The organism is Wenzhouxiangella sp. YN1 (assembly GCF_056324145.1).
This window is the reverse complement of sequence record NZ_JBJNIO010000093.1, coordinates 111,796-124,180: the sequence shown is the minus strand read 5'-3', so window position 1 is coordinate 124,180 and position 12,385 is coordinate 111,796. Positions and strand designations below refer to the sequence as shown.

The window sequence follows — 12,385 nt, the reverse complement described above, 5'->3', positions numbered from 1 at the left end:
GGACACTTTTCAGGCCTCCTTACGCTGGCCGGAGTCGTATTCGAACTCCCGACAATCGACAATCGAGTTCGAACCGAGCGGCGCAGCCGCGAGCTCGCTGGAGCGCAGCGACAGCCCGAAGGGCCAGGCCGCGTAGCGGCCACTGCCATCTCTCAGCCGGCACCATCGCCTTTCGATGGCTTGGGCATTCTGTGTGAAGCAGCGCAATCCGTGGTTCCAACAAGCATTGCCCTGAACGGGCTCAGTTCCGATCATTGCCGGTACCGGGCCGCCAATCAGGATCGCGTCGACGGCGGCGGTCTATGAAGCGTTCGGGGGCAAGTGAGGCGACGACGTGGTGGTCAGTGGCCAGCGGGTGGCCGGAGAGGCGGTCGGCAATGATGTCGGCGCACAGCGGCGTGTGTGTGAGTCCTTTCGAGCCATGGGCGATGTTGAGCCAGACGCTTTCGTCAAGCGTGTGCGGATTGTGCTCGGGCTGCGGTCGCGGGCCGACCAGGGGCAGCGGGTCGGCTGGCTGGCAGCGAAGACCGGCATGTTGACCGACCACCTCGATGTGTTTGCCACCAAGCGCCTGCCAGAGTTCTGGCGCACCGTGCTCCAGCTCGGCCAGGTTGGCCTGATCATCGGCATGGTCGATGAGGGCTTTCTGGCGTTCGCGGTCAAAAGTGGCGCCGATGCAGTGCACGCCATCGAAGGCCGGCGTGAGGTAGCCGGTATGACAGTGGGCCTGTTGCCACTGCATGCTGGCCGCGGTGGCCCGGCAGAAGGTGACCTGCCCGCGCACGGTTCGCAGCGGCAGCCAACCCAGGCCATCGAAGCTCGTGGTCGCGCCGGCGGTGCAGATGACAAGGGCGTCACTTTCGAGCACGCCGCCTGAAGTGAGTGTCACGCGGGCGTTGTCGCCGCTGTCGATGACGGCCACCCGCTCGGCGCTTGTGGCAATGCTCGGATGATCAAGCAAGAAGCGACACCAGGCTTGGGGACGGATGGCGCCTGCCCCTTCGATCCTGACCTGATCTTCGCCGCAGGGTGCCAGCAGCTCGGGAGGCCAGGCGCCGCTGGCCATGGCCTTGCGAGTCTTGTCGGCCAATCGCGGCTCGACCAGGTGCTGGATGAGCCCGTCGAGTCGTCCCTGGTGCTCGTTTTCCGGGAAGCCGTGCCGGTGCAGCCAGCGCTGTGCATGCAGCAATGCACCCAGATGAAAACGGTTCTGGGCGTTGAGGTGATGGCTTGCGGTGGTGTAGAGCACCGCCGCCAGCGGTGAGAGGGTGGCGCCGGCCAGGCTGGCCAGGGAGGGGTCGATTACCTTGACTGACCAGCCGCGTTGCGCCAGCGCTCGGGCGGTGGTGCAGCCCGCGAACCCGGCGCCCACGACCAGAGCCTGTCCGGATGTTTTTCGCTGTGCTCTCCAGCGACCCGGCTGGCGGGCGGTCAGCCGGTGGCGCTTGCCGGCAAAGCCGGCGTGGCGCTCGACCTCGAAGCCCGCCGCCGCCAGGCCGCGTCGAACGTGCCCGGCGGCGGTGAAGGTGGCGACGGTTGCGCCCGGCCGGGAGCGTAAGGCGAGGGCGTCGAACAGATCCTGGTGCCACATGCCGGGGTTGCGCGCGGGCGCGAAGCCGTCCAGAAACCAGGCGTCGACCTGCTGGGGTCCGGCTGACCACAGCGTCAGGGCATCACCGAACATCAGGGTCAGCTCGACGCGCTCATTCAGCTGGATGCGGTGAAATCCCGGGGCCGGTGGCGGCCAGGCCCGCAGCAGCTCTTGCGCCGGAGCGGCCAGCTCCGGCCAGTGCGAAATGGCGCGGCCCAGATCGGCCCTGGAAAGAGGATGGAGCTCGGCGGAGTAATAGTGCAGCCGGGCTGCAGGCGGCGCATGCCGTTCGAAGCAGAGGGTGGTCAGCAAGGCGTTGAGTCCGGTGCCGAAGCCGGTTTCACCGATCAGGAACAGGGCATCATCGGGCAGGCTGGCAAAGCGTTGCGGCAGCATGCTCGCCTCGATGAAAACCGCCCGGCTTTCGGCCACGCCGCGACCGGGCATGAAATAGCTGTCGTCATAGCCGCCTGCAAACGGTGTGTCGTCTTGCCAGTCGATGTTTGCCGTCGCCAGCGGGGGCAGGATGAAGTCGGTCATGATTGCGGCCGGAACAAAACCGACATTCTATGGCCGCGGCTGCGGTAGTAATGCCGTGTAACCCAAGAAAACAAGCTGAGAAAAAGACAAGGCCATCACAAATGTTATATCATATCGTTCGTGTTGCTGGAGCAGTGAGCCATGGCCGTCGTTTTCAAAACAACCGAACGCGCCCCACGCGCCAATCTGCTGGATCGGGCGGGTATTTGCGTGTCAGCCGTCTGTCTGGTGCAGTGCCTGATTCTCAGTCTGGCGATTGTGCTGGCGCCATTCATGTCTCTGGGCATTTTTGGCAGTCATCTATTTCATCGCCTGCTGCTGCTGCCGATCCTGCCGTTGAGCATTGGTGCTTTCTGGCTGGGGTATCGTAGCCACGGCAGCCGGGGGCTGCTGCTGGTGGGCCTGCTGGGCCTCGGCCTGGTGCTGGTCGCCGCCATTCTCGAGGGCGCGGTGCTGTCGCCCCTTGCGGCTTCGGGCCTGACTTCTGCGGGCGGCCTGACGCTGATCATCGGCCACTGGTTCAATCTGCGTCGGCGCCGACGCTTCTGCTTGCGCCCGGCTGTCGCGGGTCATTACCCGCGGGCCCAAGCTGATAGAATCAGGCTGAACTTTCAAGGGACAGATTCATGAGCGATATTCCTTCCGATCTGCGCTATGCAGAAAGCCACGAGTGGGTCAGTCAGGAAGAAGAAGGCGTGGTCAAGGTTGGTATCAGTGACCATGCGCAGGAACAGCTGGGTGACCTGGTCTTCGTCGAGCTGCCCGAAGAGGGCGATACTTTCAGTCGCGGCGACGCCAGCGCGGTCGTCGAATCCGTCAAGGCGGCCTCCGACATATACAGCCCCGTGTCCGGAGAGGTTGTGGTGGTCAATGACTCGCTGGACGATTCACCCGAAATCGTCAACAACGATCCTTATGGCGACGGCTGGCTGTTTTCCATCAGGCTGGATGATCCCGCCGAGCTCGATGAGCTGATGGACGCCGAGGCGTACAAGGAAAACATCGACGAAGACTGAGCTGTCGCCACAAGAACGCCTGCGCACGCGGCGGGCGACGGCCTGCAGCCGCCCGTCGAATGGATGCCTGTCACCGACCGCTGTTGCGGAATCTGATCGCTTTACGAACGCTTGACCTGCCGGTGCTGGCTGGCAAGGCGGTCGGCGCGTCTGACCGGTTCAGGCAGGCGATAGCGGGGCGTGCAGGCGAGCACCAGGGCAACGGCTGTTTCCAGGCTGATGCGGTGTCCGATGGACACATACAGCGGTCGCACGCCATCGCGCGAGCGCACGACCCGGCCGATCACCTCGCCGTCGTCGAGCAGATCGACGGCGCTGCCTTTCTTCGGGCCCGGGGCTTCATGTTGTCCGCACAGACGGCTCTTGCCGACGCCGATAGTGGCCAGGCCGGCCGTCACGCCCAGATGACAGGCAATGCCGAATCGGCGCGGGTGTGCGCGGCCCTGGCCGTCACACAACACCAGATCGGGCCGGGTGGACAGGCGCTCGAGTGCGCCGAGCACCGCTGGCAGTTCGCGGAACGAAAGCAGGCCCGGGATATAGGGCAGTTCCGTGGGCTGCTCGAAGACCACCTCGTCGATCAGTTCCAGCTCCGGATAACGCATCAGTACGGCCGCCGCCCGCGTTGTGCGGCCGTCATCGGGGAATCCGGCATCCACACCGGCCACCAATCGAGGCGGCAGGCGCAGGTCGTCGCGCGCGATCACCTGCCCCGCCAGCTCGCGCTGACGCGCCATCAGGGCTCGCCCGTCAATACCTGAAGCCATCTATCTTCCCCCCGGAGTCTGGCCAAAATGATCGGCCCAGGCAGCGTCGATGCGCCTGCGGATGTGCTCCTGGTCGACGGAGGCAGGTTCGCGCCGCAGCCAGTCCAGATGGCGACGCTCGACCAGCTCTTGCCAGTCGGCGGCCAGAGACCGGGCCAGATCGGCGTCCATCCACTCTGCGTCGGCCAGGGCCTCGAACTGGGAACCGGTGTCGCGCGGTGTCAGCAGGTCAGGGTGCCGGCTGGCCTGCGTGAGCACGCCGAGTTCGGCCAGAAACTGCAGATCGGTCAGAGCCCGTCGCAGGGGCGACTCACGGCGCTGGCGCAGCTGACGCGAGCGCATGTCGGCCAGATCGGCGGCGGTCGAGCGCTGGTCACGCTGTTGCGCAAGTACCTGCGCGCGCGTGGTTTCGAATGCCGTTTGCAGCGCCGGACTGCCGGCGACCCAGCGCGCGCGAACAAGCGCCTGATGCTCCCAGGTCCAGGCCTTGTTGCGCTGGTAATCGGCAAAGCTCTCCAGGGTCGACACCAGCAGGCCGGCGCGGCCGTTGGGCCGCAGGCGAGTATCGATTGCGAAAAGCTTGCCGCCGGGCAGAGGCATCTGCAAAGCGCTGACCAGCCGCTGTACCACGCGTCGCGGCGCCTCGCCGGCGCGGTGCAGGAAGACCAGATCGAGATCGGATTCGAAGTGCAGTTGAGCGGCCCCCAGATTGCCGTAGCCGATGACCGCAAGGTCGTCGGACTGGCCGCGGCCGCACAATTTCAGGGTTTGCTCAATGATGACGGCGGCCATGCGGCTCAACTGGCGCCCGCCATCAACGCCGTTCAGGCGCCCGTCCAGCTCGGCCAGGGCGGTGCGCAGAAAGCCTGCCTGCCGCCAGCGCGACAGCGCCCAGAGACTGGCTTCGCGATCATCGGGATCGGGCGTGGGTGCGGCCGGCAGCTCGAAGCCGTTGATGGGATCGAGCAGATCATCGATAAGCTGTGGCGCGGCGATGATCCACTCCGCGATTCGCTGGCTGAGATGGAAGACCCGCACCAGCCGCTCGAGCGTTTCCGGACGCTCGCGCAGCAGAGCCAGATAGGCTGACCGGCGCGAGATCTGATCGATCAGGCGCAGCAGGTCAGGCAGGCTGGTGTCGGGGGGCTGCTGATGCGCAACCGCCTCGATCAGGTTCGGCATCAGCCGCTCCAGTCGCTGGCGGCCTTCGGCACTCAGTGGCTGTCGCTGCAGGCGGGCATGACAGCGGTGCAGGAGCTCGGCGGCATCGTCGGGCCGCCGGAAGCCGGCGGCGCTCAGGCGCTTGCCGGTGTCGGCATCCGGCGGCCAGCGCCCATCGGCCTCGTCCGCGCCGGCATCAGGATCGCGGAAGCGCTCGCTGAAGTGATGATTGACGAGCTTGCGACAGGCCTCCAGCTCCGGTCGCAGGCGGTCCCAGTGCGTCAAGCCCATCAGTTCGGCGAGCTTCAGCCGCTCGCGCTCCTGTGCGGGCAGTTCATGGCCCTGGCGAGCAGTCATGGCCTGCAGTCGGTTTTCAAGAATGCGCAGGAACCCATAAGCCTGACGCAGCGCGCGGCCATCATCGGCGGGCATCAAGCCCAGGCCGATGCAGGCGTCCAGGGCGGGCAGAAAACCGGTAGGGCGCAGCCGGCGTTCGCGACCGCCGCGCAGAATCTGCAGGCTCTGGACCAGAAACTCCAGCTCGCGGATGCCGCCGCGTCCACGCTTGATGTCCTGACGACCACGATGCTTGCGGGCGCTGGCGCCGATGCGTCGGTGCAGGTCACGCAGATTCTCGAAGATACCGTAGTCGAGATAGCGTCGGTAGATGAACGGCTGCAGGGCCTCGATCAAGGCGCGTCCAGCGGCAAGATCGCCCCCCACCGGCGCGGCCTTCATCCATGCATAGCGCTCCCAGGCGCGACCTTCGCTGACAAAGTACTGTTCCATGGCGGACACTGACCACACCAGCGCACCGGATTCGCCAAACGGTCGCAGGCGGGTGTCGACAATCCAGGCCCGACCGTTGGCGTCGACGCGATCGAGCAGCCCGATGAGCTCGCGTGCCACGCGTTGCATCCACTGAGCAGCATCGAGTCGGCGGGGGCCGCTGCTGCGGCCACGTGCGGCATGTGCAAACACCAGGTCGACGTCAGAGTTGAAGTTGAGCTCGTCGCCGCCGAGCTTGCCGAGCCCGAAAACGATCAGTCGCTCACGCTCGCCTTGTGCATTTTCGAGCCAGCCGTGGCGATCGGCGATGCGAGCCTCGGCCGCGGACAGTGCCCCTTCGATGCACTCGCGTGCCAGCGCGGACAGAGCACGGCCGGTCTCCGCGATATCGGCTTCGCCGGTGAGGTCGCGCCAGAGGATATGGATCGACTGCAACTGCCTGTAACGGCGCAGGGCGGCGGCGGGGTCGGCGGCCAGCGCGCCGGCGTCCGGGCGCATTGCGGGGCGCTCGGGATGCGGCGCATCGGCAAAGCGCCGCCAGGCCTCGGCCGCAAAGCGGCAGTGCGAGCGCAGCGTGTCGATATCGATGGATTGCAGGGGTCTGTGCATGGGAGATCGACTGGTTGGACCGTCTGCGCCCGCAGCCGGCAAGGCGCGCAGGCGCAGGCGCCACTTTACTCCGATCTGCCCGGCCTGCAAATATCGACTCGGCATCAAAGCAGGTTGCATTCAGCCGCGCTGTGCCTGTCGACAAACCGCGTTATCGGAACTTGCTGCAGGCTCACTACAGCGGCGTTGTCGCTCTTGGAAAGGGAATGACCCTTCCCGGCGAGCGACGCCTTGATTCGGGCCATTCCTGGAGCCCTGAATGCAACCTGCTTTGAGGCCGGACCAACAAAAAGCCCCGGCGCGGAGGCCGGGGCTTTTCGAACAGGCTGCTGGCTACAGGCAGCCATGGGCTTTTGAGCGGGCGTGCTTACATCATGCCGCCCATACCGCCCATGCCACCCATACCGCCCATGCCACCCATGTCCGGGGCACCGCCTTCATCCTTCTGCGGGATTTCGGCAACGGCCGCTTCGGTGGTGATCATCAGGCCGGCGACCGAGGCAGCGTTCTGCAGGGCAGAGCGCGTCACCTTGGTCGGGTCGAGAATGCCGGCGTCGATCATGTCGACGAACTCGTCGCTGGCGGCGTTGTAGCCGTAGTTGCCTTCGCCGTCGGAGACCTGGGCCAGAATGACCGAGGGCTCGCCGCCGGAGTTGGAAACGATCTTGCGCAGCGGCTCTTCCATGGCGCGCAGGGCGATCTTGATGCCGACGCGCTGATCTGCGTTGTCGCCGGTGAGTTCGGCAATGGCGTTGCGGGCACGCACCAGGGCGGTACCGCCGCCGGGAACGACACCTTCTTCAACAGCCGCACGGGTCGCGTGCAGTGCGTCTTCGACGCGCGCCTTCTTCTCCTTCATCTCGACTTCGGTAGCGGCACCAACCTTGATCACGGCGACACCGCCGGCCAGCTTGGCTACGCGTTCCTGCAGCTTTTCGCGATCGTAGTCGGAGCTGGCGTCCTCGATCTGGGCACGGATCTGGCCGACCCGGCTTTCGATCGCTGCGGCATCGCCGGCACCGTCAATCACGGTGGTGTTGTCCTTGTCGATCTGGACCTTCTTGGCCGAACCGAGCTGGTCGATGGTGGTCTTCTCGAGGCTCATGCCGACGTCCTCGGAAATCACCTGGCCGCCGGTCAGCACCGCCATGTCTTCGAGCATGGCCTTGCGGCGATCGCCGAAGCCGGGCGCCTTGACGGCAGCAACCTTGACCGTGCCGCGCAGGTTGTTGACCACCAGGGTGGCCAGCGCTTCGCCTTCGATGTCTTCGGCGCAGATCAACAGGCTGCGTGACTGCTTGGCCGCGCCTTCGAGGATCGGCAGCAGATCGCGCACGTTGGAGATCTTCTTGTCGTGCAGCAGGATGTAGGGGTTTTCCAGCTCGACCTGCATGGCCTGCTGGTCGGTGACGAAGTACGGCGACAGGTAGCCGCGGTCGAACTGCATGCCTTCGACAACCGACAGTTCGTTGTCCAGCGACTGGCCTTCTTCGACCGTGATCACGCCTTCCTTGCCGACCTTGCCCATGGCCTCGGCGATGATCTTGCCGATTTCTTCATCGCTGTTGGCCGAAATGGTGCCGACCTGGGCGATGGATTTGTCGGTGTCGCAGGGGGTGGACAGCTTGGCCAGCTCGTCGACGGCGGCACGCACGGCCTGATCGATGCCGCGCTTGAGGTCCATCGGGTTCATGCCGGCGGCAACAGCCTTGTGGCCTTCGCGCAGCATCGAGTGGGCCAGCACGGTGGCCGTGGTGGTGCCGTCACCGGCGGTGTCGGAGGTCTGGGAAGCAACTTCCTTGACCATCTGTGCACCCATGTTCTCGAACTTGTCTTCGAGCTCGATTTCCTTGGCCACGGACACGCCGTCCTTGGTCATGGTCGGGGCACCGAAGCTCTTTTCGAGCACGACGTTGCGGCCCTTCGGACCCAGCGTCACGCTGACTGCGTGAGCCAGCACATCAACGCCGCGCAGGATCTTGTTGCGGGCTTCTTCGGAAAATTTGACTTCTTTGGCGCTCATGATCTTGTTTCCTCTGAATCTTGAGTCTTTGGGATATCAGGTTATGCGGGTGGCGTGGTTCAGGACTCGATCACTGCCATGACGTCGTCTTCACGCATCACCAGCAGCTCGTCTTCGTCGACCTTGACCTCGGTGCCGGAGTACTTGCCGAACAGCACCGTGTCGCCCACCTTCACATCCAGCGCGCGTTTTTCTCCGTTTTCCAGGATCTTGCCGTTGCCGACAGCAAGCACTTCGCCGCGAATCGGTTTTTCGGTGGCGCTGTCGGGAATCACGATTCCGCCGGGGGTGGTGCGCTCTTCTTCAACGCGCTTGACGATGACGCGATCATGCAAAGGACGCAGTTTCATGGGTTTTTCTCCCTTGACTTAAGCGATTGTTAATGGTTGATGGCCTGACTGCCGGGTCGGTCGAGACCTCACCGGCGGACCTGGCCTGACTTGGGGCGCTTGGCAGCAGAAACAAGGTTCTGCCGCGACCGCGCCGACACGTTTGCCAAATGGAGTCCGGCGGTCTGCATTTCAAGGCTCCGAGTCGGATGTGGTCGCACATTTTCTTGGCAATAATGGCAGGCTGTTGGAATGCGGGCTTGCAACCGACTTCAACGCATCAGGAAACCGGATTGATCATGAGCGACGATATCTGCCTCGTACTGACAACATGCCCCGACCGCGAAACGGCTGAACGTCTTTCGGCAATGCTGGTCGAACAGAAGCTGGCCGCCTGTGTTTCGGCCGGATCGGGCGTGACCTCGACCTACCCCTGGCAGGGTCGGATCGAGCGCGCAAGCGAGATTCCACTGACCATCAAGACGACCCGGGCAAGGGTGAGTGCGCTCGAGCAGCAGCTGGTGGCGCATCATCCCTACGATGTGCCCGAGCTGCTGGTCGTGCCGGTCAGTGACGGACTGGAAGGCTATCTGCAATGGATTCGAGACTGGGTGCAATGATCACCGGAATGTCAGGCGTCGGCCGTGCCGGCCTGGCCCTGCTGCTGGTCGGTCTTTGGTCACTGCCGGGCCTGTCTCAGATAAACCCCGATGATCTTCTGCCGGTCGAGGAGGCGTTTGCCCTCGAGGCGAGTGTCGACGGCGACTCCCTGATTCTGCACTGGGATATCGCCGACGACTATTACCTCTATCGCCATGCCTTCGATGTGGCAGCAAGCGGTCAGGGTACCGTCCTCGGCGATCCCTTGATTCCGCCGGGAGCGCCCCAGGTCGACGAGTTCTTCGGCGAGACCGAAACCTACCGCAACGCCGTCACCGTGCGCGTGCCGCTGGAAGACCCGCCTGCCAACGCGATGGTGCAGGCCAGCGTTGCCTTTCAGGGGTGCGCCGATGTGGGGGTCTGCTATCCGCCGCACCGCCAGCAGGTGAACTTGCGCTTGCCGGATCGGCCGGCGGCATCGACATCAGGCGCTGATTTGTCGTCGGCGTTCGGCAGCCAGAGTGGTACCGGCAATGCGCTGGACTCGCTGCTGGGAAAACAGCGCCAGGCGCTGCCCGCCGAGGAGGCTTTCCGGATCGAAGCGATTGCCGGCGGTCCGCATACCGTTCTGGTGCGGGCCACGGCACAACCGGATTACTATCTCTACCGCGAGTCGTTCGCCTTCGAAATCGATGATTCCGAGGTGTCCGTGCGCGCCAGCGAGCTGCCGCCGGGCGAGCCCCAGACGGATGAGTATTTTGGCAACACTCGCGTCTACTTCGGGGACGTCGAAATCCCGCTCGAGCTCTCCCGTGCCGTCGACGGCGAGCGTGAAGTCACCCTGCATGCCAGCTTTCAGGGCTGCCTCGACGAGGGTATCTGCTATCCGCCGATGACCCGCGACATCGCGCTTGTGCTGCCACCGGCGCAAACCACTTCGACGGGCGCGGCGTCAGCCACGGGCAGCGCCCCGGCCGAGGTCAGTGAGGAGGTGGCAGAGGTTGTTCTGCCAAGCTCCGAGCAGGATCGTCTGGCGGCCGCTCTGGACGGGCGGCCGCTCGTTGCCATGGGGCTGTTCCTGATCGCCGGCCTGCTGCTGGCGTTCACGCCCTGCGTCTTCCCCATGGTGCCGATCCTGTCGGGGCTGATCGCCGGCGAGGGCGAGCGCATGACCACGGGCCGGGCCTTCCGCCTGTCGCTGGTCTATGTGTTGGCCATGGCGCTGGTCTATACCCTGTTCGGCGTGGTCGCCGGGTTGTTCGGCCAGAATCTGCAGGCGGTTTTCCAGCACCCGGCCATCCTGATCACATTCGCCGCGTTGTTTGTCGTGCTTGCGCTGGGCATGTTCGGCTTCTATGAACTGCAGCTGCCCTCCAGCCTGCAGACGCGGCTCAACGAGGTATCCAATCGTGCCGAGGGCGGCACCCTGCTCGGGGCGGCGATCATGGGTGCACTGTCGGCGCTGATTGTCGGGCCCTGCGTTGCGCCGGCACTCATGGGAGCACTGATCTACATCGGCCAGACGGGCGACGCCGTGCTGGGTGGTCTGGCGCTGTTTGCCATGGCCATCGGCATGGGCATTCCGCTGGTGGTGTGGGGTACTTCGGCCGGCAAGCTGCTGCCGCGCGCCGGCGGCTGGATGAACGCGGTCAAGGCAGTGTTCGGCGTCGGCCTGCTGGCGCTGGCCGTCTGGATGCTCGAGCGGGTGTTGCCGGGCGCGGTCATCATGCTGCTGTGGGGTGCGCTGGCCATTGGCTGCGGTGTCTATCTGGGCGCCCTTACGCGCCTGGACCCCAGTGCCGGCGGCTGGCGCAAGCTGTGGCAGGCGCTGGGCGTGATGCTGCTGATCGTCGGTATCGCCCAGTTTGCCGGCGCGCTTTCGGGCGGGCGCGACTGGGTTCGTCCGCTGCATCACCTGGCGGGCTCCGGCGGCGGGGCGGCGGTGGCGCAGACACCGAGCTTTCGCGAGGTCGACTCGCTCGATCAGCTGCAAGCTGCGGTGGCCGCCGCCGATGGCCCGGTCTTTCTGGATTTCTATGCCGACTGGTGCGTTGACTGCGTGCGCATGGAGCGCCGGACCTTTCCCGATCCGGAGGTGGCCGCGCGCCTGAACGATTTCACCTTGCTCAAGGCCGATATCACCGCCTATGACGATGACCACAAGGCGATGCTGCAACACTTCGACTTGTTCGGCCCTCCGGCCTATCTGTTCTTCGCCGACGGTGAGGAGTTGGCCGACTACCGCATGTTCGGCTTTCTTTCGCCGCAGGACTTCCTGCCCCTGCTCGACGAGGTCGCCGGGCGGTCGCGCGCGCGCCGGGGGGGGTCGCAATGACTGGCTGGCGGCTGTGGGCTTCCGTGATCGTGCTGGGCTTTTTGCTGGGCACGGCGCTGGCATGGTGGACCAACCGCGCGCCGGCACCCGCCAGCGGACCCGAATCGGAACTGGCGCTCGGGGAGCCGCATCCCGGCTTCAATCTGCCGGCCCTCGATGGTGAGCGCGTCGCTGCCCAGCGCTTCGCAGGCCGCGCGATGCTGGTCAATTTCTGGGCCACCTGGTGCGCGCCCTGCCGGCGCGAAATGCCCGTGCTTCAGGACGCCAGCCAACGCCATGCCGACGCGCTTGCGGTGGTCGGTATCGCCCTGGACGACCCTGAAGCGGTCGGCCGTTTTGTCGACGAACTCGGCATCGACTACACCATACTGGCCGATCAAGATGAGGTCCTGGACGTGCAAAGCGATTGGGGCAACAGCGTTGGTGCCATGCCCTATACCGTGCTGGTCGACGCCGACGGCATCGTGCGCTGGCGCCACTTCGGCGAGGTGACGGCCGCAGAGCTCGAGGAGGCGCTGGCACCAAACCTGGATTGAAACAACCCGGACAACCCCCACTCCCCACTCCCCACTTCACACTCCCCACTTCACACTCCCCACTTCACACTCCCCACTTCACACTCCCC

10 protein-coding genes are annotated in these 12,385 nt (G+C 65.1%); 5 read left to right on the top strand and 5 right to left on the bottom strand.

What is annotated here, in order from left to right; all coding sequences use genetic code 11:
* Nucleotides 1-241: 241 nt before the first annotated feature.
* The gene (gene mnmC1, locus ACEWQZ_RS02320) at nucleotides 242-2,131 is read right to left on the bottom strand and encodes an FAD-dependent 5-carboxymethylaminomethyl-2-thiouridine(34) oxidoreductase MnmC1 (RefSeq protein ID WP_476481457.1); all 1,890 of its coding nucleotides are present in this window, start codon (nucleotides 2,129-2,131) and stop codon (nucleotides 242-244) included.
* 141 nt (nucleotides 2,132-2,272) lie between these two features.
* On the opposite strand from mnmC1, the gene ACEWQZ_RS02315 reads away from it, so the two are divergent.
* Nucleotides 2,273-2,761, top strand: a complete 489-nt coding sequence (locus tag ACEWQZ_RS02315) for a MerC domain-containing protein (RefSeq protein WP_476481456.1) — start codon at nucleotides 2,273-2,275, stop codon at nucleotides 2,759-2,761.
* Nucleotides 2,758-3,147, top strand: coding sequence for a glycine cleavage system protein GcvH (gcvH, locus tag ACEWQZ_RS02310; RefSeq protein ID WP_476481455.1), 390 nt, complete (start codon nucleotides 2,758-2,760; stop codon nucleotides 3,145-3,147). The genes ACEWQZ_RS02315 and gcvH overlap by 4 nt, the downstream gene beginning before the upstream one ends.
* A 101-nt stretch (nucleotides 3,148-3,248) precedes the next feature.
* Here gcvH and nfi read toward each other — a convergent pair whose 3' ends face one another.
* From nfi to groES, 4 genes are all read right to left on the bottom strand, one after another.
* Nucleotides 3,249-3,914 carry a deoxyribonuclease V gene (nfi, locus tag ACEWQZ_RS02305; protein WP_476481454.1) on the bottom strand — a complete coding sequence of 222 codons (666 nt, stop codon included), beginning with the start codon at nucleotides 3,912-3,914 and terminating at the stop codon, nucleotides 3,249-3,251.
* Nucleotides 3,915-6,473 carry a bifunctional [glutamate--ammonia ligase]-adenylyl-L-tyrosine phosphorylase/[glutamate--ammonia-ligase] adenylyltransferase gene (gene glnE, locus ACEWQZ_RS02300; RefSeq protein WP_476481453.1) on the bottom strand — a complete coding sequence of 853 codons (2,559 nt, stop codon included), beginning with the start codon at nucleotides 6,471-6,473 and terminating at the stop codon, nucleotides 3,915-3,917. It abuts the gene before it with no gap.
* A 367-nt stretch (nucleotides 6,474-6,840) separates the two neighbouring features.
* A complete protein-coding gene (groL, locus tag ACEWQZ_RS02295) occupies nucleotides 6,841-8,496 on the bottom strand; it encodes a chaperonin GroEL (RefSeq protein ID WP_476481452.1) in 1,656 nt (551 codons plus the stop codon).
* Nucleotides 8,497-8,555: 59 nt separating this feature from the next.
* Complete coding sequence (gene groES / locus ACEWQZ_RS02290) at nucleotides 8,556-8,846, bottom strand: co-chaperone GroES (RefSeq protein ID WP_476481451.1); 291 nt, start codon at nucleotides 8,844-8,846, stop codon at nucleotides 8,556-8,558.
* A gap of 278 nt (nucleotides 8,847-9,124) precedes the next feature.
* On the opposite strand from groES, the gene cutA reads away from it, so the two are divergent.
* Genes cutA through ACEWQZ_RS02275 form a run of 3 tightly spaced genes read left to right on the top strand, consistent with a single transcriptional unit; the run spans nucleotide 9,125 to nucleotide 12,296 of the window.
* Nucleotides 9,125-9,445 carry a divalent-cation tolerance protein CutA gene (cutA, locus tag ACEWQZ_RS02285; protein WP_476481450.1) on the top strand — a complete coding sequence of 107 codons (321 nt, stop codon included), beginning with the start codon at nucleotides 9,125-9,127 and terminating at the stop codon, nucleotides 9,443-9,445.
* Entirely contained in the window at nucleotides 9,421-11,760 is a 2,340-nt protein-coding gene (locus ACEWQZ_RS02280; protein ID WP_476481449.1) for a protein-disulfide reductase DsbD, read from the top strand. Before cutA ends, ACEWQZ_RS02280 begins: the two co-directional genes overlap by 25 nt.
* A complete protein-coding gene (locus ACEWQZ_RS02275) occupies nucleotides 11,757-12,296 on the top strand; it encodes a TlpA family protein disulfide reductase (RefSeq protein ID WP_476481448.1) in 540 nt (179 codons plus the stop codon). The genes ACEWQZ_RS02280 and ACEWQZ_RS02275 overlap by 4 nt, the downstream gene beginning before the upstream one ends.
* The last annotated feature ends 89 nt before the right edge of the window (nucleotides 12,297-12,385 follow it).